Here is a 22,579-nt window from a genome sequence, read left to right on the forward strand (position 1 = left end):
GGTCGACCGTCGACATGCAGTGGCGGTGCGGGGGTGCACGGCATGTCGAAATGGTGGCCGGTGGTCATTCTGGGCTGCGCGCAGTTCGTGATGGTGCTCGACAGCACGGTCATGAACGTGTCGATCTCGAAGGTCGTCTCCGACCTGCACACGACGGTCGCCGCGATGCAGACCGCGATCACGTTCTACACGCTGACCATGGCGGCGGTGATGCTGCTGGGGGCCAAGCTCGGCGACGTGTGGGGCCGGCGCAGAACGCTGGTGATCGGCGCCATCGTGTACTCGATCGGCTCGCTCATGACAGGGCTCAGCCCGAACTTCGTGACGCTCTTCCTCGGCTGGTCGATCATCGAGGGGCTCGGGGCCGTGCTGGTCATCCCCGCGATCGCCGCACTGGTGGCCGACAACTATTCGGGCAGGCAGCGCGTCACGGCCTTCGCGGTGATCGGTGCGGTCTCCGGCGCCGCCGTGGCGGCAGGACCGCTGATCGGCGGCTACCTGACCACCTATCTCAGCTGGAGGTACGTCTTCATCGGCGAGACGGTGATCATGATCGCGGTGTTGCTCTTCGCGCGCGTGATCGCCGACTCCAGCCTTCCTGCGCGGCTCCGCATCGACGTCTGGAGTGTCTTGTCCTCGGCGGCCGGGCTGGTGTTGATCGTGTTCGGCATGCTGCAGTCGAAGACCTGGGGCTGGGTCGTTCCGAAGGTTCCGCTCACGATCGGCGGTGTGACGGTCGCTCCCTTCGGCCTGTCGCCCGTCCCGTTCCTCATCGCGGCGGGCATCGCCCTTCTCTGGCTCTTTCTGCGCAGGCAGCGCGGCCTCGCCGCAGTCGGGCGGCCGCCGCTGCTCGACGTGACCATGTTCTCCATCGCCAGACTGCGATCGGGGCTGAGCGTGCTCGGCGCGCAGTACGCAGTGACGGCCGGACTGTTCTTCATGGTGCCGGTGTACCTGCAGATGACACTGGGGCTGGACGCCCTGACCACGGGCATCCGCGTCTTCCCGCTGTCGATCGCGCTGATCGTCTTCTCCATCGTGGGCACGGTGCTCACGCGGTTCTGGTCGCCGCGGCGCATCGTGCGCATCGGTCAGCTGGTGCTCGTGGCGAGCATCCTCGCCCTGCTTCCCTCGGTGTCGACCGACCTGAAGGCGGTCCCGTTCGGAATAGGGATGTTCTTCGCCGGCGCCGCGCTCGGCCTGCTCGCGTCGCAGCTGGGCAACGTCAACATGTCCAGTGTGTCGGAGGAGCGCTCGAGCGAGGTCGGCGGCCTGCAGGGCGTGTTCCAGAACCTGGGCTCGTCGTTCGGCACGGCGCTCATCGGCTCCATCCTGATCGCCTCGCTCGGCTCGTCATTCGCCGGTGCGGTGTCGGCCAGCACGCTCCCCGACAGCGTCAAATCGACAGTGTTGCAGCAGACGCAGAACGGCGTCGCCATCGTTCCGACACAGGCCGTTCCGCGCATCGCCGAGCAGGCGGGACTGTCTGGTGCTGAGGGAGACACCCTGCGCTCGCTGTACACGCACGCGCAACTCGGATCGTTGCAGACCGCGCTCTTCGCGCTCGCGGTCATCGCCGCGCTGGCGCTGTTCTTCTCGCGCAGCATCCCGAGCTCCGTACTCGGCGCCGCACCACGATCGGGACCCGAGGCCGACGGTGCGAGTCCCGAACCGGCGGCGGACAAGCGCAGGCGATAGGCCGACCGAGGCTCGCCTTGGGCCGCGGTCGTTCCTCTCACCGGGCGGCTACGGTGGCCGCATGGCGCAGAACGACTGGCAGGCGCGCGTGGACGCGTTCTGGAACGACTTCGACGACAGCGATCCCGAGCGGATGCTCTCGCTCATGCGTGGGCTCGTCGACGAGCGCGACGCCGACGACCCGGTCGCGCTCGCCGAATGGGGCGGCGTGCACGACGCGCTGGGGCTCGAAGAGGATGCCGTCGGCCCCTATCGCAGCGCACTCGCCGCGGGACTCGAGCCCGAGCTCGAACACCAGGTGATGCTGCAGCTGGCGAGCACGCTGCGCAATCTCGGCGAACACGCGGAGGCGCTCGACCTCCTCGAGCGGCTCGACGCTCCGGAGCTGGGGGATGCGCCGGCGGTGTTCCGCGCCCTCACGCTGCACAGCGCCGGCCGTGCGGACGAGGCTCTCAGCGTGGCCCTGACGGCGCTGGCGGCGCACCTTCCGCGCTACGGTCGAGCGGCGGCCGCCTACGCGGCAGACCTCATGGCGTAAGCGGCGCCGTCGGCCGCGCTGTCGGAATGCGCAGCCGCCATTCGACGTCAGCATGTCCCCGTCCCTCACAACGGGGCAGAGCTCTCGTCGGGAGGCATCGTGTTCGACACCATCCATTCCGTGCAATCACCGTCCGCAGGCAGGCTGCGTACCGCCCGCGCGAGCGTGTTCGCGCTCTACGCCACGGCGGGATTCCTCGTCGGCACGTGGTCGGGGGTCATCCCCGCCGTCGCCCGCGCCGCACGGGTGTCGCCCGGTGTGCTCGGCGTGGTCATCGTGATCAGCTCGGTGGGCATCATCGCGGGCGCCCAGGTCGGTGGGCGCATCCAACAGCGTTCGGGCAGCATAGGTCTCTGCGTCGGCGGTCTCGCGCTCGCGGCCTTCGGCGCGGCCGCGGTCGGTGTCTCCGGTGATGCCGGCGTGCTCTGCATCGCGTTCACGATCTTCACGTTCGGCATGGGGCTCAACGACGTCGGCATGAACATGCAGGCCGTGCTCGTCGAGCGCGCGTATCGGCGACCGATCATGGCGGCGTTCCACGCGTTCTTCGCTCTGGGCGGGGCGCTCGGTGCGGCCGCCATGCTCGGCACCGCGCGCCTCGGCTGGGGTGCGCTGCCGCAGCTCTCGCTCGGGGCGGTGGCGGCGGTCATCGCCGTGTGCTGCGTTGCGGGTGGTCTGCTGCGCAGGGCCGAAGAGCCGCGAGCTGCGGTGGATGCCCGCTCCGCGGCATCCACGCCCGCTCCGCCCCGCAGCTCGGCCACGCCCGCTCCGCCCCGCAGCTCGGCCGCGGCCGAGCTGCTCGACGATGGCGTCGTGGTCGGCCCGCAGGGGTGGCCCGACCTGCGGGCGGACACGCTGCCGACGCAACGGCGCGTCCCGCGCCCGCGCGTCCGCATGACCCGCGTCGCCTGGACGCTCGGCCTCACAGCCCTGCTGCTGATGTGCACGGAAGGCGTCGCCATCGACTGGAGCGCTCTGCAGCTCACGCAGGCGTTCCACGCCATGGCGGGGGTGTCGGCATTCGGCTACGGCGCGTTCGCCGTGTCGATGATGGTCGGGCGCCTGCTGGTCGACCGGCTGGCCGCCGTGGTCGGCCCGGCGACCGTCGTGCGCGCGGGGTCTCTGCTCGGCGCGCTGGGACTGGTCGTGGTGGTCGTCTCGCCGTCGCTCTGGGTCACGATCGCGGGTTGGGCGATGCTCGGCCTCGGCCTCTGTGGTGGCGTGCCGCAGGTCTTCACGGCTGCGGGCAACCAGCCGCACGCCGCCATCGTGCTGTCGAGGGTGCTCACGCTCGGCTACGTGGGGATCTTCGCCGGTCCCGCGCTGATCGGGCTGTTCGCCCAGGCGACATCGGTGACGTTCGCGATGGTCGTCCCCGTGGGGCTGCTGCTCGTCGCGGTCGTGCTCGCTGGTGCTCTGCGGCGCGTGCCGAAAATCGGAGTTCCGGCGCGACGCGCCGCACGCGGAGCGCGACGCGCCGGCGGCGCAGACGACGTTCCGATACTCGGCACGCGGCGCGCCTGAATCCGAACGCTCAGGCCGAAGCCGACGCCTTGTTCGCGACCGCCTCGTCGGCCTGCATCTCGGCGATCGCGATCGGACGCGTGGGAGTCGCGAACGTGAACCGCAGCCTGCGCTCGGTGAAGGCCAGACGCATCCCCCGGTAGCGCACCATGTAGAACACACCGACCGCGGCGGCGACGAACCCGGATGCCGCCCCTACGACGAGCGCCCAGCGCGGCCCGTAGGCATCCGCCACCCAGCCGACGATCGGAGCACCGATCGGGGTGCCGCCCATGAAGATCGCCATGTAGATGGCCATCACGCGACCGCGCACCGCGGGATCCGTCGACAGCTGCACGACACCGTTGGCCGTGGTGTTGAAGGTCTGGGATGCCACGCCGACCACCGCGAGCGCCGCACCGAAGAGCCAGTAGTCGGGTGCGAGTGCCGCGCCGAGCGATCCGATGCCGAAGATCGTGGCCGCGACGGCCAGAAGCTGAGCCCTCGGACGTTCGCGGCGGGCTGCCAGCAACGCACCGAGAACCGATCCCACGGCCATCACCGACGAGAGAAGTCCGTACTCGCCGGCTCCCTTGTGGAACACGGTGCTCGCCATGCTCGCCACGAAGATCGGAAAGTTCAGGCCGAACGTTCCGACCACGAACACCATGATGAAGATCGAGATCAGGTCGGGGCGGCCCTTCACGTAGCGGAAGCCGCCGATCATGCCGCCGCGAGACCGGGATGCCCGCTTCGTGTGGTTCAGCTGGTCGCGGCGCATGAGGGTCAGCGACGCGAGCACCGCGATGAAGCTGACGGCGTTGATGAGAAAGACCCAGCCGGCGCCGACAGCGGCGGTCAGCAGCCCGGCGACGGCGGGTCCGAGCAGGCGGGCGGCGTTGAACGACGCCGAGTTGAGCGCGACCGCGTTGCCCAGCAGGCTCGTGCCGACGAGGTCGCCGACGAACGTCTGTCTGGCAGGCGAGTCGAAGGCGGCGACGATGCCGAGCAGCAGCGCGAACAGGTAGACGTGCCACAGCTGCACCGCACCGGTGATGGTCAGGATGCCCAGCCCGAGACCCAGCAGCCCCATGGCGCCCTGCGTGGCCATGAGCAGTTTGCGCCGGTCGAAGCGATCGGCCGCCCAGCCCGTGACAGGCAGCAGCACGAGCTGCGGACCGAACTGAAGCGCCATCACGATGCCCACGGCGAGGGCGTCGCCCTTGGTGAGCTGGGTCAGCACGATCCAGTCCTGCGCGGTGCGCTGCATCCAGGTACCGACGTTCGAGACGAGGGCACCCGCGAACCAGATGCGGTAGTTCAGCGACGAGAGCGATCGGAACATCGCCCTCACGAGTCGGCCAGCTCTCTGATCACGTCGGCGGCGTCGGCGAGCAGCGCGCGCGTCTCGGGCGGCAGCTTCGCGAGCCGGCGGTCGAGCCAGGCGTCGCGGCGGCGCCGGGTCTCCTTGACCAAGCCGCGACCGGCATCCGTTGGCACGAACAGCACCTTGCGCCGGTCGTCGGCGGATGCCTCGCGCACCACATACCCTGCTGCCTCGAGCTGGTTGACCGTGCGGTTCATCGACGGCGGCGTGACGCGCTCGTACCTGCTGAGCTCGCCGAGCGTCTTCGCGCCCTCGCGGCAGACGAACGCGAGCACGCTGTACTGCCCGTCACTGAGGTCGCCGTCGGGCTTCTCGGCGCGCAGCCGACGGGTGAGCCGTGCGGAGGCGATGCGCAGGTTCGTCGAAAGCTCGTGATTGGAGACCCGCTTCGCGCCCTGCCGAGGTGCCGGGGGGAGAGAGACTGCGGATGCCATGACCCTTAGCATAACAAATTAGCCTTGCTAATTATTCGGCGGCCGTGCGACCGCCGCCGGCCAGCGCGTCGGTCGCCCGTTTTCAGGACATGTGGCGAGGCATCCACACAGTGTCCTCGGGTCGTGAAATGTCCTGAAAACGGGCGGGCGGCGAGTGAGATGCCGCGTCGTGGCAGAATCGGCCCGTGCCGACCTTCGACGACGAACAGGGCGTGACCGTCACCTACTACGTGTGGCGGGTGGGGCATCCGCGTGCCGTGATCCACCTCGTGCACGGCATCGGCGAGTACGCGACGCGGTATGAGCCCCTGGTGTCGGTGCTCAACGAGAACGGCTACTCCGTCTACGCGGCCGATCAGCGTGGTCACGGGCAGACCGGCCTCGACCAGTGGAACGGGGACCGCTCGAAGTTGGGGCGGCTGGGTCCGGGCGGGCTGCGCGCGGCCGTCGAGGACATCCGGCAGCTGAACGGCATCATCCGCGCCGAGAACCCGGGCGTGCCGCTGGTGCTTCTCGGCCACAGCATGGGGTCGCTGACCTCGCAGATGCTCGTCAACGACCACGCGGACGAGCTCGATGCACTCGTACTCACCGGCACCGCCTACCGCACGCCCCTGCACATGGAGGCGGGTGACCTCAACAAGCACCACAAGCAGCTGGGCACCACGGGTTATGAGTGGCTGAGCCGCGATCCGCAGGTGGCCGCCGACTTCGCCGTCGATCCACTCACGTTCGACGCCAAAGTGCTCAAACTGTTCGGGGTGGCGGACGGACTGCGGCTGTACGGGCGGCCGGCGCGGGGCATCCACGATCTGCCGCTGCTCGTCATGATCGGCGAGGAGGACTCCCTGGGCGGTCCGAAGAGCGCGAGGATGCTCGTGGCCGCCTACGAGCACCGCGCCGGCTTCACCGACACCACCCTCGAGATCTACCCCGGCGCGCGCCACGAGGTGTTCAACGAGACCAACCGCGACGAGGTCATGCGCGACCTCGTGCTGTGGCTGGACGCGCGCTTTCCACAGCGGGTCTGACAGCCCTGTCGTCTTGACACCCGGTGCCGTACGCCTCACACTACTGAGAGCGCTCTCTCGCGATTCGCGTGGGGCGCGTCGGTTCACTCCGGCCGGCCGCAGCGCGGCCACGTGCGGCGGATGTCGAGGGCATGGCTCGGCATCCGCCGCAGCTCGTTCCGTCGCCGGGGTGTCTTGTGCGAGCGACCCCGGCAGGAGGCCGTACCGGCGTCCGCCCGGAGCAGAGGCCGAACTGCTGTGGCGAGCTGGCCGCTCGCCACTACGGTTGACGCGTGGCGGTGTGGGGTGACACGACGACGAGGATCGGGCTGCTGGCGGGAGCGGGCGCGGTCTTCGGTGCGGTGACCTCTGTCGTGAATGCCTCCGGCATCCACATGCTGCCCCAGTTTCTCGGCGACGGATGGTCGTGGGCCGCGATCGGCATCGCCGCCGCCGCACTCACTCCCAGGCGCCATACCTTGACGGTGCTGATCGTGCTCGTCGCGGCCGTGGCCGGCTACTACGTGTCAGACCTGAGTCTCGGCAGGTACAACGATTTCGACCTCTCGAACCCGGTGGCGATGGCGGATCCGATGCACGCGCCCATGGTCACGCGCTGGGGCGACGCCCTGACGGATCTCGCGATGTGGTCGGCCTGCGCGGCCGTCGTCTGCTGGCCGCTCGCCCGCATCGGTGCAGCGCTGCATCGGCGCGACATCTGGGGGCTGCTCGCCCGCCTCGTCATCCCGCTCGGCGCCCTGCTCGAGGTGCTGGGGACGCGCCTGCCCTCCGAGCTCCGGGTGCAGCCGCTGCCGCTCACGGTCGCCGCTTACCTGATCGTGGTGGGTGCGGCCATCTGCGCGATCGTCGTGCTGTGCGTGCAGTACTTTCACCGCACACGCCCCGTCGAGCAGTAGTAGCGAAGGCCGGCTGAACTCCACTGCGGTGGGTGCTCCGCCTATCCGACTCGACTACGGCGCGCCCGGGCCTCGCAGCTCCCGCACGATGACCTCCAGCGCCGCGCCCAGCGCCGTCGCGCTGACGTGTCCGTACCCCAGCACGATGCCGTCGGCGGCAGGGTGCGCACCGTCGACCGCGTAGTCCTCCAGCGCCGCCACCTCGACGCCCTGGGCCTCGAGGCGCGTGACGAGATCGGGACCAGACCCGGCACCGTTCGCCGCCCCATCCCACGTGACCACTGCGTGCAGCCCGCCCGCGAGCGCGCCGACATGCACGCCCCGGATGCCCGACAGCATCCTCTGCACCAGCTCGCGCTTGTGCGCGTAGTCGCGGCGCATGCGCGCGATGTGTCTGCGCACGGCACCCGTTGCGAGCAGGCGGGCAACGGCATCCTGCACGGGAACGGCGACGGCCGCGCCGCGAGCGTCGCGGACCGCGCGCAGTCGATCGGCGACGACGCCGTGCGGCGGAGTCACGAGGTATCCCGTGCGCAACTGCGGGTTGAGCATCTTGGAGAAGCTGCCGATGTGCGCGACCACGCCTGCGGAATCGATGGCGGCCAGCGCGGGCAGCGGGGCTCCCGTGTGCCTGAACTCGCTGTCGTAGTCGTCCTCGACGACGAGCACGTCTTCGGCGGCGGCCCATGCGAGCAGGCGTTGCCGCGTCGCCAGCGGCATGACCCCGCCCAGCGGATACTGATGGCTCGGGGTGACCATGACGACGTCGATGCGCGCGCGGCGGTGGCCGGCGACGAGCTCGTCGAGCAGCAGGCCCTCGTCGTCCACCCCGATCGGCACGAGCGTCGCGCCCGCGCTCACGGCGGCCTTCTGGCCGCTGCGGTAACCGGGTGTCTCGACCGCGACGCGGCATCCGGCGCCCATCGCCTCGACGAGCACGGAGATCGAGTCGCTCGTGCCCGTGGTGACGATCACATCGCCCACCGCCGGCGCGAAGCCGCGGCTGAAGCCGAGCTGCCTGGCGATCTGCACGCGCAACGCCTCTTCGCCGAGGCGGTCGGGAAAGGCGTCGAGCAGCGGTCGGGATGCCGCCCAGCGCCACGCCGCCCGCCACTCCTTCGTCGAGATGGCGCTGATGCGCGGCAGCCCCGGCACCAGCGAGACGCGGGATGCTCCGCGCTGCTCCTGCGGTGCCCGCACCTCAGCATGTCCCGGCTCTCGCTCGCCGACCAGCGACACCGCGACCCTGGACGCCCTCCCGTGCCGCGTCTCGATGTAGCCCTCGCCATCGAGCTGTTCGTATGCCGTCACGACGGTGCCGCGGGCCACACCCAGTTCGGCGGCGAGTGCCCGCGTCGACGGCAGCGGATCGCCCGCGATCAGCCTGCCGTCGCGGATCATCTCCCGCACGGTGTCGGCGACCCGCGCGGCCTTCGTGGAGGGAATCGCGGAGAGCTCGTTCGTCAGGGTCACGAAGTGGTCCAATCGCATGCGTGAGATCTGGCCCTTCTACTAGACCACATGGCGCGACATCATGGCACCATGAGCACAGACGCGACCTCCGCCGACGCATCCGACCCCCAGGTGAGCCTCGAAGTGCGGCGCAAGCACGACCGCCAGTCGTACGACCCCGCCGTGCTCGAACACATTCTCGAAGAGGGCATCGTGGCGCACGTCGGCATGGTGCGAGGCGGTGAACCCATCGTGCTGCCCTACCTCTACGCCGTCGGCGATCTCGGAGACGGGCTCGGGCGAAGGATGCTCCTGCACGGCTCGACCGGCGGCGGGCTCTTCCTCGACGCAGGCACCGAAGGTGTGCCGATCTCGGCGACCGTCACCCACATCGACAGCCTCGTCTTCGCGCGGTCGCTGAACGACAGCTCGGCGGACTATCGCAGCGCGATGGTCTACGGACGCGCCACCGTCGTGCCGTTCGAGCTGCGCCAGAAGGCGCTCTGGATCGTCGGCGACCACCTCATGCCGGGCCGCCGAGCCGAGGTTCGCGAGATCACGGGCAAGGAGCTGGCCTCCACGCAGGTTCTGCAGCTGCCGCTCGACCAGGTGAGCGTCAAGGTGCGCGCCGTGGGCATCGGCGGCGAGTCGCCGGAGGACGGCGAGGACCACGGCGTGTGGGCGGGCATCCTGCCGCTGTCGGTGACTGCGGCCGAACCGATCGTGAGCGCCGGAACGGATGCCGCGGCACCGGTCCCCGCGTCGGTCACCGCGCGCGCGGCCGAGCTCGCCGCCCGTGGCAGGGCGCGTGCGCAACTGCTCGGTGCCGCGATGCGGCGTCCGTAGGTTGAGGAGCCCGCGCAGCGCGCGTCTCGAAACCCGACAACATCCCGGTGTCGAGACGCACCGCTGCGCGCCGCTCCTCGACCAGCGGCGTGCCGAGCGGCCGAAGCGCGCTCGTGACAGGCTTGACGCATGCACGGTGAGTACAAGGTTCCTGGCGGAAAGCTCGTGGTCGTCGACTTCGACGTTGTCGACGGCGCGATCGTGGACTTCCACTTGGCGGGCGACTTCTTTCTCGAACCCGACTCGGCTCTCGAGGCGATCGACGCGGCCGTGACGGGCCTCTCCGCGGAGTCCGACACATCCTCGATCGCCGACGCCGTGCGTCGCGCTCTGCCGACGGATGCCGTGCTGCTGGGCTTCTCGCCCGAGGCGGTCGGCGTCGCGGTGCGTCGCTCCCTCTCCAACGCGACCACGTGGCGCGACTACGACTGGAGCATCGTGCACGCCAAGGCCGTGCCGCCGCGGCTGCACCTCGCGCTCGATGAGGCGATGAGCAACTCGCTCGCCGCCGGGCACCGCGGTCCCACGCTGCGCATCTGGGAGTGGGACGAGTCGGCCGTGGTGATCGGCAGCTTCCAGTCGGTGAAGAACGAGGTCGACCCGGAGGGGGCGGCCAAGTACGGTTTCGACGTCGTGCGACGCATCACAGGCGGCGGCGCCATGATGATGGAGAAGGGCAACGTCGTCACCTATTCGCTGTACGTGCCCGCCGAGCTCGTCTCCGGCATGAGCTTCGCCGACAGCTACGCCTACCTGGATGACTGGGCCCTCGTCGCGCTGCGCTCGCTGGGAGTGGACGCCACATACAAGCCGCTCAACGACATCGCCAGCCCGCAGGGCAAGATCGGCGGCGCCGCGCAGAAACGGTTCAAGAACGGCGCCGTGCTGCATCACGTGACCATGAGCTACGACATGGACGGTCAGAAGATGACCGAGGTGCTGCGCATCGGTCGCGAGAAGATCAGCGACAAGGGCATCGCGTCGGCCGCGAAGCGCGTCGACCCGCTCAAGGCGCAGTCGGGCCTCAGCCGCGCGGAGATCATCGAGCGCATGAAGCAGACGTTCACCGAGCTCTACGGTGCGAAGCCCGGCGAGATCTCCGACGCGGAGTACGAGGACGCGGAGCGCCTGGTCGCCGAGAAGTTCGCCACCGAGGAGTGGCTGTACCGCGTGCCGTAGCCGGCCCGAGCGCTTCCGATGCTGCACCCGGGTGATGCCCAGAGCCGTGTCACCCGGGTCCCATAAGATACCCGCGTGGTCTGGTGGATCCTCGGTGGCATCGTCGTTCTCGGCGTGCTGCTCTGGGGTGTGCACAGCATCGGCGTGATCGACCTCAGTGACAAGAGCCGCAAGCCGAGCGGAGGGTCCTCCCGCGGAGGCGGAGTGCTGATGATCGGCGACGAGGTCTTCGCTCCGGCGAAGTACGAAGCCCAGGTCGAGCTCGACAGGCAAGCACGTCTTCCGGTGCCTGCGCCCATTCCGGGCGACGGCGACAAGGGCATCTTCGGAGACGGGCCCGTGCGCATCCAGCTCGACTCCGACGGCAAGCCGCTGCGCTGACCGCAGCTGCGGCCTTTGAGCGGGATGCTCAGGCGGGCTGGTGCAACAGGTCCTGGTAGGCCTTGTGTCGCTGCAGCCACGACCGCACGTACGGGCACAGCGCAACGACGCGCAGCCCCGCGTTTCGGGTGTCGTCGAGCGCGGATTGCACGAGTTCGCTCGCCAGACCCTCGCCCTGATGTCCTTCGTCGACCTCCGTGTGGGTGAACACGATGTGATCGTCGAACCGCTTGTAATACGCCGCGCCGACCACCTGGCCGCCCTGCTCGATCACGTAGCGGGAGGCATCCCGGTCATCACGCACCTGTGCACTCATGACGTCACCATAGGCACGGTGTGCCGAGAGAGCGCGGCGATTTGCCGGTCGGGCCGGATTTCGGGCACCGGTGCGGATCGTCGGATCGGGGCCGGGCCCCGGCACCGACCAGAATGGAGCAATGCCAGCATGGTCGACCGAGAGCCCGAACACGGTGTTCGAGGGCGACAACCTGGCGGTGCTGCCGACGCTTCCGGATGCCTCTTTCACCGTGATCTACCTCGACCCGCCGTTCAACACGGGCCGCGCGCAGCAGCGGCGCACCGTCACGGCGGTGCGCACCGAGGCCGAGGGTGCGATCGCCGGGTTCCAGGGTCGCGGCTATGAGCGCATCCGCGGCGACCTGCTGCGCTACGACGACAGGTTCGACGACTACTGGGAGTTCCTCGAGCCGCGGCTGATCGAGGCGTGGCGGCTGCTCGCGGACGACGGCACACTCTATCTGCACCTCGACTACCACGAGGCGCACTACGCGAAGGTGCTGCTCGACGCTCTGTTCGGGCGGGCATCGTTTCTCAACGAGATCATCTGGGCCTACGACTACGGCGGCAAGTCGAAGCGACGGTGGCCGGCGAAGCACGACACGATCCTCGTGTACGTGAAGAACCCGAAGGGCTACCACTTCGATTCGGATGCCGTCGATCGCGAACCGTACATGGCCCCCGGCCTCGTCACGGCCGAGAAGGCGTCGCGCGGCAAGCTGCCAACGGACGTGTGGTGGCACACCATCGTCACGACCACGGGACGCGAGAAGACCGGGTACCCGACGCAGAAACCGGAGGGCGTGGTGCGGCGCATGGTGCAGGCATCCTCGCGGCAGGGGGACTGGGTGCTCGACTTCTTCGCGGGCAGCGGCACAACGGGGGCGGTGGCCGCCGCGCTCGGCCGCCGCTTCGTGCTCGTCGACAGCAACCCCGATGCGATCGCCGTGATGCGCACCCGCTTCGCCCTGATGCCCGACGTCGCGTTTCGCTGACCCGCGAGCGTGTCCTCTCTCGCCGAGCGTGTGACTTCCCGCGCCGAGAGGGCGGGATCCTCTCCGCGAGAGTGCCGGTTCCTCCTCGCGAAAGTGCTGCCTACGCCCGTGCTCGATCCGGCCTGCTGAGCGGCCAGTTGACGAGCGCGGCGGCCAGCACGATGAGCGCGGCGATCACCGGTGCATAGCCGGCGGCATGCGCCGAGGTCGCGGATGCCAGGGCCCCCACGATCCCGGATGCCGCGGCCTGCCCCACCACGATCCCCGACCCGAGCATGGTCATGACCGTTGCCGAACGTCCGGCGGGGCTACGCACCGCCGCGAGGCTGTACAGCGTGACGAGCGTGGGTCCCACACCGATGCCCGCCAGGAAGAGCGCGGTGAGGATGCCTCCGATCGATCCGCTCAGCAGAGCGAACAGGCCGGCACCGATGAAGAGCACGGCGGCGAAGGTCAGCCATCGTGCGCGCAACGTGAAGCGGGCGGGGAACAGCGCCACCCCGAGTGCGAATGCGGCCGATCCGACGCCCATCGCGCCGTACATCAGCCCTGACTGGTCCGCGCTGCCGAGCACGGTCATGATCGCCGTCAGCGAGGTGAGCATCGCCCCGAAGAACAGCCCGACGCCGACAGAGCCGATGATCAGAACGAGCAACGGCGGGCGCAGCAGAGCTCCCACCGGCTCGCGTTCCCGCACCGCCGTCTCGTGCGCGGCGAGCCTGCTCGTCGGGTGCAGCGCGAACGCCGTGACGAACACGAACTCGAGCAGCGCGGCACCGATCACGGCGGCCTGCGGTCCGACCGTCGTGGCGAGGGCGCCGACGAGCACCGGACCGAACACGAAGGTGACCTCGTCGGCGGCGGACTCGTACGAGAACGTCGAATTGAGGATGCCCGCGCGCCGGCCCACAGGCATCCGCGTCGAGATGATGCCCACGAGCCGACTCCGCGAGAGGGGTGACACCTGGGGTGCCGTGGCCCCGATGAGCAGCGCGACCGCCAGCACGATGGCGTCGGGCGCCGCGCTCGCGGCCCAGGCGATCAGCAGCAGCGTGATGCCGTTGGCGATGCCGGCGGCGAGCACGACTCGCCGCTGCCCGAAGCGATCGGCGGCGGCGCCGATCAACGGGCCGACCGCTGCCGTGCCGAGCCCGACGCACGCCGAGACGAGGCCGCCGAGCGCGAGCGAGTGGCGCATCGTGACGATCAGCGTGAGCACGCCGACGACGATCATCGCGTACGGGAAGCGGGCGATGAAGGCGATGGGGAAATAGGCCTTTCCCGTCGCACCCAGCAACAGGGAGAAGGTCGACTGCTCGCCAGGGTTTCTCATCGCTGCCGTTCAGCCTACGTGGTGGCCGATCGCGCGCCGGCCGGAGCCGCGCTCAGCTGGAGCTGCGCACGATGAGCCTCGTCTCGAGGATCGTCGCGTGCTCCACCTCTTCGCCCTCGATGCGCTTCACGAGCTTCTCGGCCATGGCGGCGCCGAGCTCGTTCATCGACTGGTGCATCGTGGTCAGCGAGGGAGCCGCCGCCGATCCGAGCGCGTCGTCGTCGTATCCGACGACCGCGATGTCTCCGGGGATGCCCAGTCCCGCCTCCGCGATGGCCTGGTACGCACCCAGTGCCATCTGATCGTTCGCCGCGAACACGGCATCCACGGGGGCCTTGCGTGCCAGCAGGCGGCGCATCGCCATCACGCCGGACGCCGGCGAGAAGTCGCCCCACTCGATGAGCGTCGCGTCGAGGCCGGCCTCGGTCATGGCGCGACGCCAGCCCAGCTCTCGGTCGAATCCGGCCGGCATGTCGGCCGGTCCGGCGATGGTCGCGATGTGCGTGCGGCCGCGGTCGATCAGGTGCTTGGTCGCGGTGTAGGAGCCGTCGATGTTGTCGACGTCGACGTAGTAGCTCTCACCGTCGGAGTGCAGAGGACGTCCGCCGAACACCACGGGAACCGCCTGGCCGAGCCGGTCGTAGGAATGGTCGCCGGAGTGGTGCGAGACCACGAGCGCGCCGTCGATGTTGCCCCCGGTGAGGTAACGCCTGGTCTTGTCGGGGTTGGTCTCGGAGGCCACCACGATGCCGAGCGTGTAGTCGGTCGACGCCAGGTAGACGGCGACGCCCTGGATGATGAGCGCGAAGAACGGGTCGGTGAACACGCGCGACGTCGACTCCGGAATGACCAGCGCGATGGACTCCGTGCGTCGGCTCGCGAGGGAGCGCGCCGCTCTGTTGGGCACGTAGTTCAGCTCGGCGATCGCGGCGTTGACGGCCTCGATGAGGTCGGGCTTGACCTTGGGCGATCCGTTCACGACGCGGGAAACCGTGGCGCGCGAGACCCCGGCCTTCGCCGCCACCATCTCCAGCGTCGGCGCCTGTGCCTCGGATCTCAGACCCATCTCGCCCCCTTTCGGCCGTCGTGTCGCCCTGCGAACCTATCGCGAATCCGGCTCAGAGGCGAGCCATCGTGAGAGCGCGATCATCCGCGAGGGACCGGGGATGCGTGAAGGCGACGGCACGCATGCCGTCGCCTTCACGTCACTTCTGATCCACGATCCCTCCAGGCCTCGACACGCATCGGAGCACTGTACGAGCGAGGGATGCCGTGGCGTCCCGCCTCGCTACGGCGTCACGACGCCGCCCTGGCCGGAACTGTGCCGTCCGCCGTTGTGCCGTGGCGCGGCATCCGCTTCACCGGGCGCCGAGTGACGACCGTGATCGGCCGGAAGCTCCGTGCCCGTGCCGACGAGCGCTCCGTCTGCCTGGGCATCGGGAAGCGTGAGCGAGCCCGTCTCCTGCGCAGCCTCGACGGCACGCATCTCCTCGCTCTTGTCGGCGGCCTCCTGCAGCGCGGACTTGGCACGCAGCGGAGGTGTCTTGAAGAACAGCGAGAGTATGAACGCCACCAGCACGACGAACATGGCCACCCAGTAGACGGTCACCGCCGAGGCGTTGAAGCCCACCAGGAACGGCTTGGCCAGTGCGGGATTCGCGTCCTTCAGGAACGATGTGTCGTTGATCGAGCTGCTGCTCACCTTGGACTTGCCGCTCGACTTCTCGAACTGCTTCTGCAGCGTCGGCACCAGAGTCTCGACGAACGCGTCGCGATCGCTCGCGTTCGTGAAGTCGAGCGTCACAGTGCCGTCGTCAGCCACACGTGCGACCGGAACCTTCTGCTGGATGGCCGGCCCCACCTTCTCGACGGCGGCCTTCTGGCCTGCTGCAGCGCCCGCTGCCCCAGCCGCTGCTTCTGCGGCGGCCGCCTCGCTCTGCGGGATCTGGCCCGCCGCGACCTGCTGCTGCACCTGGGCCTCCGCCGCCTTCTTGCCGGCGGCGGCGCCCTCGCTCTTGGCCTTGTCGACGGTGGTCTGGAGAGTCTGAGTGGTCTCCTTGGTGACGTTGGTCACGATCGGATCGTAGATCGTGTCCATGATGCCCTTGTTCTCGGGCGCATTCGCGACTGCGGGGTTGAACGCGGCATCCAGAGCGGCCGTCAGCGTGGCCTTGTCGCTCAGCGACGTCTGGATGTTCGCAGGCATCACCGTGAACAGCAGCGAGATGAGCACAGCCGTGCCCAGCGTTCCGCCGATCTGTCGGAAGAACGTGGATGCGCTGGTCGCCACACCCATGTCGCGAGCGTCGACCGCGTTCTGGCTCGCGATGGTGAGCGTCTGCATCATCTGGCCGAGGCCGAGACCGATGAGCAGCATGGCCCCGGCGAGGAACCAGTAGCTCGTGTCGTACTTCGCGAAGGTCAGCCAGAGGAACCCGCCGGCGAGGAACAGCGTGCCGAGAATCGGGAACTGACGGTAACGGCCGGTGCGCGCGATGATCTGGCCGCTGGCGATCGACGCGATCATGAGCCCGAGGATCATCGGCAGCAGTTGAAGTCCGCTCTCGGTCGGGGTCGCACCCAGCACCAGCTGCAGGTACAGCGGGAGGGTCAGCATGGCGCCGAACATTCCGAAGCCGACCAGCACGCCGATGACCGTCGCCATGGAGAAGGTCGCGGAGCGGAAGATCTTGAGCGGGATGAGTGCGTCATCCTTCATCAGCATCTCGATGATGATGAATCCGATGATGCCGACGGCGCCGACCACGTAGCACGCGATCGAGTAGCCGCTCACCCAGCCCCAGTCCTGGCCCTTCTCGGCGACGAGCAGCAGTGGCACGAGAGCCACGATCACACCTGCTGCACCCCACCAGTCGATGCGCACCGAGTGATGCCCGTGCCGGGGGATGTGCAGGAAGAGCACCACGATGATCAGCGCGATGATGCCGATCGGCACGTTGATGAGGAAGACCCAGCGCCATCCGGCGATCCACAGAATCTGGTTCGCGCCCGCGAAGAGGCCGCCGATCAGCGGGCCGGCAACACTCGAGATGCCGAAGACGGCAAGGAAGTACCCCTGGTATTTCGCTCGCTCGCGCGGTGCGAGGATGTCGCCCATGATCGCCAGCGGCATCGACATCAGGCCTCCAGCACCGAGACCCTGAATCGCGCGGAACACCGCGAGCTCGATCATCGAGGTCGAGAACGACGACAGGATCGAGCCGATCACGAAGATGACGATCGCGATGATGAACAGCGGCCGCCTGCCGAAGATGTCGGACAGCTTGCCGTAGATCGGCGTGGCGATCGTGGAGACGATCAGGTATGCCGTGGTGACCCAGGCCTGCTGGCTGAGACCGTGCAGGTCGTCGCCGATGGTGCGGATGGCGGTTCCCACGACCGTCTGGTCGAGCGCGGAAAGGAACATGCCGGCCATCAGGCCGAAGATCACGAAGAGGATCTGGCGATGGGACATGATGGGATTTTTTCGGCGCGGCTGGCACCGACGCGGGTGTGGCGGCTTCTGACATGGATCCCCGGACTTCTGCTGAATTGCTGTGTCTGCCGAATGGCTTGTGAGGCGCTGACCGAAGGCATCCCGGACGACGGGAGCTGCCATCGTCGGCCAGGGTAGGAGCAGCGCAAAGAATTTTGCGGTGACTGCAAAGTTACACCCGTACTGCGGGCCCGACGGAACTTACCCCCTGAAAGATCGCACGGTTCGCCCGGGGCGAACGCATCGCTCATCCGTGCACACTGAGGGCCCCCGTAAGTGGTACACCGCTGATTCCAAGGCTGTCCGCGTACCGTCGTTGCGGTCATGCCTGAGACATCCAGTGACTTCAGCGGCTCGTACGAAGCCCCTGAGCGCACCGACAACACTACGTCTGCGCCCCGGGGTCCGCGTGGTCTGCCGCGCCTCGACCGCCACCGCGAAGTGAACCGCAGGGCCGTGCTCGGCGGGTTCGTCGCGGCATCCGCCCTCATGCTCGCCGGATGCTCGTCGCCGGCTCAGTCCGCGACTCGCCGCGCAGCGGCCACCGCTCCCGTGACGCCGACGGTGTCGGCCGTGAACCCGACGCAGACCTCGGTGCTGGGTCAGAAGGTCGTCATCCACGGCACAGATCTGCAGCATGTGGACAAGGTCGTGTTCGGCAGCACCGCCGTCGATGTCACGTCGGTGACTCCGACCAAGGTCGTCGCGACGGCGCCGGCCGCCGCTGACTATCAGCCGGCGGCGGTGTCGCTGAGTCTGCTCGGCGCCAACGGCAAGGTGCTGGCCAAGCAGCCGGATGCCCTGCAGTATTCCGCGTCCGGCGGCGTCGCCGCGCAGATGACCTACGCTCTCGCGCACTGGAACAACTACAACACCGCCCAGTACGGCAACCTCAACCCGCAGGGCGGCGACTGCGCCAACTTCGTGAGCCAGACCCTCATCGCGCGCGGCTGGACCATGAACGACGACTGGTACAACCACGACGCGGCGGCCGACTGGAGTCCGGCGTGGGGCTACGTGCCGTCGATGGATCAGTACTTCTCGGACAACGCTTCGGCGCTCGGGCTCGAGAAGCTCGACTTCGCGAGCCAGGCCGACAGGGCGAAGGTGGCGCTCGGTGACGTCGCGATCTTCTTCTGGGGAGATGACACCTCGCCGGACCACACGCAGGTCGTCGACAAGATCGACGTGGTCGACGGTCAGTACAAGATCTCCATGGCGAGCCACAACGACGACTACGCCTACCGCGACCTCGACACCACCATCACCACGCAGCATCCCGGGTCGACCGGTCACTTCTGGCATCTGACCCGCTGACGAGCCGCGCCGGCGAAGCGCCGCGCGGGAGCTCTCCGGCGTGAGGTCAGTGGATGTAGACCTCGATGCCGTCAGGCGACCAGTCGTAGAGCTGCTCGGCCTCGCTGTTCGGCATTCCGACGCAGCCGTGGCTCATCGGGTGCCCGAAGTTGTTGTGCCAGTACACGCCGTGGAAGCCGTCGCCGTTGCCGTCGAAGTACATCACCCATTGCACGTTCGGCACGCTGTAGCCGTACTGCGTGCTCGACATCGTCTGCTCGCGAACGTGCACGTTGACGGTGAAATGGCCGGTCGGTGTCGGCGTCGCGGAAAGCCCCGACGAGATCGGCCAGGAGCCGACGACCGCACCGTTCTGGATCATGGACAGGCGCTGCGTGCTCAGATCCACGTCGATGCTGCGCTTCAGGCTCGTCGTCTGGAACGGGGTCTCGGTCACGGGGAGGCGGTACTCGGCATTGCCGTCGCTGAGCTGGGTCGCGAACGCCTGGGCCACGCCGCTGGTGTCACCGAGCGTGCGACCGGTCTTGCCCGCGGTGTCGACGCGCAGCACCGCTCCTGCACTGTTGACGATGTTCTGCGCGTTGACGGCCTGCCGGTTCACCTTGCCGGGCAGTCCGTCGACGGCCGCCTGGATCTTGTCCTGGTCGGCAGCGATCGAGAAGCTCCCCGTGCTGTCGTCGGGAGTCACGGTCAGCCAGGATGCCGCGACATCCGGTGCGACGGGCACCGTGCGCTCGGTGCCGACGTAGAAGCCGATCGTGCCGAGCATGCCGTTGAGCTTCTTCGCCGTGGCCGCCGCAGTGTCTGTGCTGATCGGAGGCTGCGTTGCGGCCTGCGTCGTGCGCACGGAGACGTGATCGAGGTCGCGGCCGAAGGCCTTCTGCAGCGACCGCGCGAGCGCCGTGGTGTCCACCTTGGTGCCCGGCACGGCGGGCTTGGCGATGTAGGCCTTGCTCACGAGCTCGAGGGTGGCATCCGTCGACGTCGTGTAGTGAGCGGGGAGCGCCTGCTGCAGGGTCTTGTCCGCCTTGCCGGCTTCGAACGTGACGGGCGCCTCGATCGGAGCGCCGAACCATGCGCCGACGTTCCACAGAGGACGGTCGGCGAGCGCCCGATTCGTCAGCTCACCGGCCTTCACCTGCACGCCGAGCTGACGGCCGGTCACCCTGGTGCCGTCGACGGTGATCGTCGCATCGGCGAGGCGCTGCGAGACGACGTTCGCCGCGATGCTCGGCGGCAGGCCGCCGACGGGAACCCCGGCGACCGTGGTGCCAGGGGCGATCAGAAGGGTGAGCGCCGCGGCGAGCACCACCACGAAGGCTCCGCCCGCGATCCAGAGCCAGAGGAAGCGGCGCTTGCGCTTCGGTGCGGGCGCCGCTTCGGCGGCCTCGGCCCGGGGTGCGGCGGCCGTCTCCGCCGGCTTCGGCTCGTTCTGGCCGTCGCCGACGACAGAATCGTGTGTCAACTGATCTGTCACGGCTGCCTCGTTCGCTCGGTGACCCCCCGCTGGGCGAAAACGTCAAAAGACAATATAACCGCGCTTTGCACACGACAACTGGACTGTCTATCAGGTATGGTCTCCCGGCCGACCTCGGTATCCACCGGGAGCCCGGCCCGTCGTGCCGACGCACAGGATGCCCCCGCTACCGTCGAAGGCATGGCGGAGACGAAGCGCAAGAGGCACGGTCGGTGGCGCGGAGCATCCGCTCTCTCGCTCGTGGTGGTGCTCGCACTCGCCGGATGCTCGGCGGGGCCGGCCCCGCTGCCCGAGCCCATCCAGAAGCAATACGACTACGCCATGGCGCACTGGAACCATTACAACACGAAGGTCTACGGAGACCTCAACCCGGTCGGCGGCGACTGCGCGAACTTCGTGAGCCAGACGCTCATCGCTCGCGGCTGGAAGATGAACGGCACCTGGTACAACCACGATGCGGCGGCCGACTGGAGCCCGGCGTGGGGCTACGTGCCGGCGATGAATGCCTACTTCGAGCAGAATGCGAAGGCACTGGGACTGACCGAATATCCGCTGAACAAGCGGTCGAAGATCGCCGTCGGCGACATCGTGATGTTCGACTGGGGTGATGGAACGCTCGACCACGTCGAAATCGTGAGCAAGGTGATCGACACCACGGTGGACGGCAAGAAGCACATCGACATCAAGATGGCCGGACACAACAAGGACACGAAGTATCGCGACCTCGACTATGTGCTCGACAAGGAGTACAAGGACGCGACCGGCCACTTCTGGCACATCGCGTTGCCGTCGACGGCCAGCCCGACCCCGACAAAGTAGGCATGACGGCGGCGTGACACCACGTGGTGTCATTCAAATCTCCGAACCGCTTGACGTGACACCATAGTGGTGTCACCATGGTGTCATGGAACTCGGGAGATACGTCGACGAACTTCAGCACCAGCTGGCGGCGGCGGCCGCGGCCGGCACCGACGAGACGCGTGAGACGGCCGGGCGACTGACGACGGCTCTGGATGCCGCGGCACGGCTCATGCTGCTCGAGGCACTCGGCGGCGCCGCGGCCGAGATCACCGCGGAACTCGCTCCCGGGTCGGTCGAGGTGCGGCTGCGCGGACGTGAGCCGGAGTTCGTCGTCACGCCGGCTCCGAACTGGGACTCGGCTCCCGAGCCGGCCGCGGTCGCCGCGCCGGAGGCATCCACTCCCGTCGACGGTGAAGAGGGTGCGACGATCCGCACCACGTTGCGGCTTCCCGATGAGCTCAAGACACGGGTCGAGGCGGCCGCCGCCCGCGACGGCGTGTCGGTGAACACCTGGCTGGTGCGGGCCATCGCCGCCACGCTCGACGGCGGAACACGCAGAACGATCTCGTTCGAGACCAACGGCAAGCGCGTCACCGGTTGGGTGCGCTGAAGAGATGCGCCAGCTCGAAGACATGCAGAGGAGAGGCACCATGGAAACCGAGTACGAGACTCCGCAGCCGATCCGGGTCGTGCTCGACCTGCTCGTCGTCGTCGCCCTGCGGGTCACGGCGACCGACACCACGACCACCACGGTCTCCGTGAAGGCTGCAGACCCCACCAAGAAAGACGACGTGCGGGCCCTGGGCGAGGTGAGCGTCGACTTCATCGACGGCGTGCTCGGCCTGCGGATCGCCCGCACCCTGCGCTACTACACCTGGTTCAGCGGCAGCCCCCGGCTGATCGTCGACATCACCGTGCCGACCGGGTCGAGCCTGGAGGGCAAGCTCGGCGCGGGCAACGCCACCACCGAGGGGGTGCTCGGTGAGTGCTCGTTGCGCACCGGGGCGGGCGAGCTCCGCGTCGAGCACGCCGGAGCCACCACGCTGCACAGCGGTGCCGGTGCGATTCAGGCCGGCCGCGTCGGCGGCCCGCTGCGCGTGACCAACGGCGCTGGGTCCATTCGCGTCGGCACGCTCGAGGGCGAGGGCTACGTCAAGAACACCACGGGCAGCACGGTGTTCGGCGAGGTCGAGGGACCCTTGACCATGAGGTCGGTCACCGGTGACGTGCTCATCGAGCAGTTGAACGGCTCGGCCGAGATCAAATGCGCCCACGGCGAGGTGCGCATCGATCGGGTCGGCACCGGCGAGGTGCGGATCGACGGCGGCTATGGCTCGATCGAGGTCGGCGTGCCGGAAGGCACGGCCGCCTGGCTCGACATCGCATCGAAGCACGGTGCGGTGCACAACGGCCTGGAGACCACCTCGGCCCCGGTCGAGACCGACCGCACGGTCGCCGTCACGGCCCACGCGGACTACGCGTCCATCACCATCCGACGGCCGCTCACCTGATCCATCC

The 22,579-nt window shown here is 68.6% G+C and carries 21 protein-coding genes; 13 read left to right on the forward strand and 8 right to left on the reverse strand.

From position 1 onward, the window contains the following. The first annotated feature begins 42 nt into the window (after window positions 1–42). The 3 genes from FPZ11_RS14015 to FPZ11_RS14025 all read left to right on the forward strand — a co-directional run bounded on the left by FPZ11_RS14015 (window position 43) and on the right by FPZ11_RS14025 (window position 3,760). Window positions 43–1,698, forward strand: coding sequence for an MFS transporter (locus tag FPZ11_RS14015; protein WP_146321757.1), 1,656 nt, complete (start codon window positions 43–45; stop codon window positions 1,696–1,698). Window positions 1,699–1,759: 61 nt separating this feature from the next. Beyond that, window positions 1,760–2,236 (forward strand): tetratricopeptide repeat protein, encoded by a 477-nt coding sequence (locus FPZ11_RS14020; RefSeq protein WP_146321758.1) that lies wholly within the window; start codon window positions 1,760–1,762, stop codon window positions 2,234–2,236. 99 nt (window positions 2,237–2,335) lie between these two features. Then, window positions 2,336–3,760, forward strand: coding sequence for an MFS transporter (locus FPZ11_RS14025; protein WP_146321759.1), 1,425 nt, complete (start codon window positions 2,336–2,338; stop codon window positions 3,758–3,760). A gap of 10 nt (window positions 3,761–3,770) precedes the next feature. On the opposite strand, the gene FPZ11_RS14030 is transcribed toward FPZ11_RS14025, so the two are convergent. Next, the gene (locus FPZ11_RS14030) at window positions 3,771–5,084 is read right to left on the reverse strand and encodes an MFS transporter (RefSeq protein ID WP_146321760.1); all 1,314 of its coding nucleotides are present in this window, start codon (window positions 5,082–5,084) and stop codon (window positions 3,771–3,773) included. A gap of 5 nt (window positions 5,085–5,089) precedes the next feature. Further along, a complete protein-coding gene (locus tag FPZ11_RS14035) occupies window positions 5,090–5,560 on the reverse strand; it encodes a MarR family winged helix-turn-helix transcriptional regulator (RefSeq protein WP_146321761.1) in 471 nt (156 codons plus the stop codon). Between the two features lie 185 nt (window positions 5,561–5,745). On the opposite strand from FPZ11_RS14035, the gene FPZ11_RS14040 reads away from it, so the two are divergent. Continuing rightward, window positions 5,746–6,591: an alpha/beta fold hydrolase gene (locus tag FPZ11_RS14040; protein WP_146321762.1), complete on the forward strand. Its 846-nt coding sequence runs from the start codon at window positions 5,746–5,748 to the stop codon at window positions 6,589–6,591. A gap of 272 nt (window positions 6,592–6,863) precedes the next feature. Continuing rightward, a complete protein-coding gene (locus FPZ11_RS14045; RefSeq protein ID WP_146321763.1) occupies window positions 6,864–7,487 on the forward strand; it encodes a hypothetical protein in 624 nt (207 codons plus the stop codon). Window positions 7,488–7,541: 54 nt separating this feature from the next. Here the strand turns inward: FPZ11_RS14045 and pdxR are convergent, their stop codons facing one another. Next, window positions 7,542–8,960, reverse strand: coding sequence for a MocR-like pyridoxine biosynthesis transcription factor PdxR (pdxR, locus tag FPZ11_RS14050; RefSeq protein ID WP_168203837.1), 1,419 nt, complete (start codon window positions 8,958–8,960; stop codon window positions 7,542–7,544). Between the two features lie 69 nt (window positions 8,961–9,029). On the opposite strand from pdxR, the gene FPZ11_RS14055 reads away from it, so the two are divergent. From FPZ11_RS14055 to FPZ11_RS14065, 3 genes are all read left to right on the forward strand, one after another. Next, window positions 9,030–9,785, forward strand: a complete 756-nt coding sequence (locus FPZ11_RS14055; RefSeq protein WP_146321765.1) for a pyridoxamine 5'-phosphate oxidase family protein — start codon at window positions 9,030–9,032, stop codon at window positions 9,783–9,785. A gap of 129 nt (window positions 9,786–9,914) precedes the next feature. Further along, on the forward strand, window positions 9,915–10,964 hold the full coding sequence (gene lplAB, locus FPZ11_RS14060; protein WP_146321766.1) for a lipoate-protein ligase LplAB: 1,050 nt from the start codon (window positions 9,915–9,917) through the stop codon (window positions 10,962–10,964). 75 nt (window positions 10,965–11,039) lie between these two features. Next, entirely contained in the window at window positions 11,040–11,345 is a 306-nt protein-coding gene (locus tag FPZ11_RS14065) for a hypothetical protein (RefSeq protein ID WP_146321767.1), read from the forward strand. Window positions 11,346–11,373: 28 nt separating this feature from the next. On the opposite strand, the gene FPZ11_RS14070 is transcribed toward FPZ11_RS14065, so the two are convergent. Then, window positions 11,374–11,661, reverse strand: coding sequence for a GNAT family N-acetyltransferase (locus FPZ11_RS14070; protein ID WP_146321768.1), 288 nt, complete (start codon window positions 11,659–11,661; stop codon window positions 11,374–11,376). Between the two features lie 121 nt (window positions 11,662–11,782). On the opposite strand from FPZ11_RS14070, the gene FPZ11_RS14075 reads away from it, so the two are divergent. Continuing rightward, a complete protein-coding gene (locus tag FPZ11_RS14075; protein ID WP_146321769.1) occupies window positions 11,783–12,637 on the forward strand; it encodes a DNA-methyltransferase in 855 nt (284 codons plus the stop codon). Window positions 12,638–12,737: 100 nt separating this feature from the next. Here the strand turns inward: FPZ11_RS14075 and FPZ11_RS14080 are convergent, their stop codons facing one another. The 3 genes from FPZ11_RS14080 to FPZ11_RS14090 all read right to left on the reverse strand — a co-directional run bounded on the left by FPZ11_RS14080 (window position 12,738) and on the right by FPZ11_RS14090 (window position 17,445). Continuing rightward, entirely contained in the window at window positions 12,738–13,970 is a 1,233-nt protein-coding gene (locus FPZ11_RS14080) for an MFS transporter (protein WP_146321770.1), read from the reverse strand. A gap of 52 nt (window positions 13,971–14,022) precedes the next feature. Next, window positions 14,023–15,036, reverse strand: a complete 1,014-nt coding sequence (locus FPZ11_RS14085; RefSeq protein WP_146321771.1) for a LacI family DNA-binding transcriptional regulator — start codon at window positions 15,034–15,036, stop codon at window positions 14,023–14,025. A 222-nt stretch (window positions 15,037–15,258) separates the two neighbouring features. Next, window positions 15,259–17,445: an MDR family MFS transporter gene (locus FPZ11_RS14090; RefSeq protein ID WP_146321772.1), complete on the reverse strand. Its 2,187-nt coding sequence runs from the start codon at window positions 17,443–17,445 to the stop codon at window positions 15,259–15,261. A 345-nt stretch (window positions 17,446–17,790) separates the two neighbouring features. Here FPZ11_RS14090 and FPZ11_RS14095 point away from each other — a divergent pair, with 345 nt between their 5' ends. Beyond that, entirely contained in the window at window positions 17,791–18,783 is a 993-nt protein-coding gene (locus FPZ11_RS14095) for an amidase domain-containing protein (RefSeq protein ID WP_146321773.1), read from the forward strand. 46 nt (window positions 18,784–18,829) lie between these two features. Here the strand turns inward: FPZ11_RS14095 and FPZ11_RS14100 are convergent, their stop codons facing one another. Next, window positions 18,830–20,260: a L,D-transpeptidase family protein gene (locus FPZ11_RS14100; protein WP_146321774.1), complete on the reverse strand. Its 1,431-nt coding sequence runs from the start codon at window positions 20,258–20,260 to the stop codon at window positions 18,830–18,832. Window positions 20,261–20,440: 180 nt separating this feature from the next. Between FPZ11_RS14100 and FPZ11_RS14105 the strand changes: the two genes are divergently transcribed. From FPZ11_RS14105 to FPZ11_RS14115, 3 genes are all read left to right on the forward strand, one after another. After that, window positions 20,441–21,079: an amidase domain-containing protein gene (locus tag FPZ11_RS14105; RefSeq protein WP_246846273.1), complete on the forward strand. Its 639-nt coding sequence runs from the start codon at window positions 20,441–20,443 to the stop codon at window positions 21,077–21,079. An 85-nt stretch (window positions 21,080–21,164) separates the two neighbouring features. Continuing rightward, window positions 21,165–21,671, forward strand: coding sequence for a toxin-antitoxin system HicB family antitoxin (locus tag FPZ11_RS14110; RefSeq protein ID WP_146321776.1), 507 nt, complete (start codon window positions 21,165–21,167; stop codon window positions 21,669–21,671). Between the two features lie 40 nt (window positions 21,672–21,711). Next, entirely contained in the window at window positions 21,712–22,572 is an 861-nt protein-coding gene (locus FPZ11_RS14115) for a DUF4097 family beta strand repeat-containing protein (protein ID WP_146321777.1), read from the forward strand. The last annotated feature ends 7 nt before the right edge of the window (window positions 22,573–22,579 follow it).

Source organism: Humibacter ginsenosidimutans, from assembly GCF_007859675.1.
In the GTDB taxonomy this organism is placed as follows: domain Bacteria; phylum Actinomycetota; class Actinomycetes; order Actinomycetales; family Microbacteriaceae; genus Humibacter; species Humibacter ginsenosidimutans.

What these genes read in the sequence shown, in the direction of transcription:
- FPZ11_RS14110 (WP_146321776.1), top strand. Translation starts at nt 21,165, where the DNA reads ATGGAACTCGGGAGATACGTCGACGAACTTCAGCACCAGCTGGCGGCG.
- FPZ11_RS14085 (WP_146321771.1), bottom strand. Translation starts at nt 15,036, where the DNA reads ATGGGTCTGAGATCCGAGGCACAGGCGCCGACGCTGGAGATGGTGGCG.
- FPZ11_RS14105 (WP_246846273.1), top strand. Translation starts at nt 20,441, where the DNA reads ATGGCGGAGACGAAGCGCAAGAGGCACGGTCGGTGGCGCGGAGCATCC.
- FPZ11_RS14080 (WP_146321770.1), bottom strand. Translation starts at nt 13,970, where the DNA reads ATGAGAAACCCTGGCGAGCAGTCGACCTTCTCCCTGTTGCTGGGTGCG.
- FPZ11_RS14015 (WP_146321757.1), top strand. Translation starts at nt 43, where the DNA reads ATGTCGAAATGGTGGCCGGTGGTCATTCTGGGCTGCGCGCAGTTCGTG.
- FPZ11_RS14070 (WP_146321768.1), bottom strand. Translation starts at nt 11,661, where the DNA reads ATGAGTGCACAGGTGCGTGATGACCGGGATGCCTCCCGCTACGTGATC.
- FPZ11_RS14075 (WP_146321769.1), top strand. Translation starts at nt 11,783, where the DNA reads ATGCCAGCATGGTCGACCGAGAGCCCGAACACGGTGTTCGAGGGCGAC.
- FPZ11_RS14030 (WP_146321760.1), bottom strand. Translation starts at nt 5,084, where the DNA reads ATGTTCCGATCGCTCTCGTCGCTGAACTACCGCATCTGGTTCGCGGGT.
- FPZ11_RS14095 (WP_146321773.1), top strand. Translation starts at nt 17,791, where the DNA reads ATGCCTGAGACATCCAGTGACTTCAGCGGCTCGTACGAAGCCCCTGAG.
- FPZ11_RS14090 (WP_146321772.1), bottom strand. Translation starts at nt 17,445, where the DNA reads ATGTCCCATCGCCAGATCCTCTTCGTGATCTTCGGCCTGATGGCCGGC.
- lplAB (WP_146321766.1), top strand. Translation starts at nt 9,915, where the DNA reads ATGCACGGTGAGTACAAGGTTCCTGGCGGAAAGCTCGTGGTCGTCGAC.
- FPZ11_RS14035 (WP_146321761.1), bottom strand. Translation starts at nt 5,560, where the DNA reads ATGGCATCCGCAGTCTCTCTCCCCCCGGCACCTCGGCAGGGCGCGAAG.
- FPZ11_RS14115 (WP_146321777.1), top strand. Translation starts at nt 21,712, where the DNA reads ATGGAAACCGAGTACGAGACTCCGCAGCCGATCCGGGTCGTGCTCGAC.
- FPZ11_RS14055 (WP_146321765.1), top strand. Translation starts at nt 9,030, where the DNA reads ATGAGCACAGACGCGACCTCCGCCGACGCATCCGACCCCCAGGTGAGC.
- FPZ11_RS14020 (WP_146321758.1), top strand. Translation starts at nt 1,760, where the DNA reads ATGGCGCAGAACGACTGGCAGGCGCGCGTGGACGCGTTCTGGAACGAC.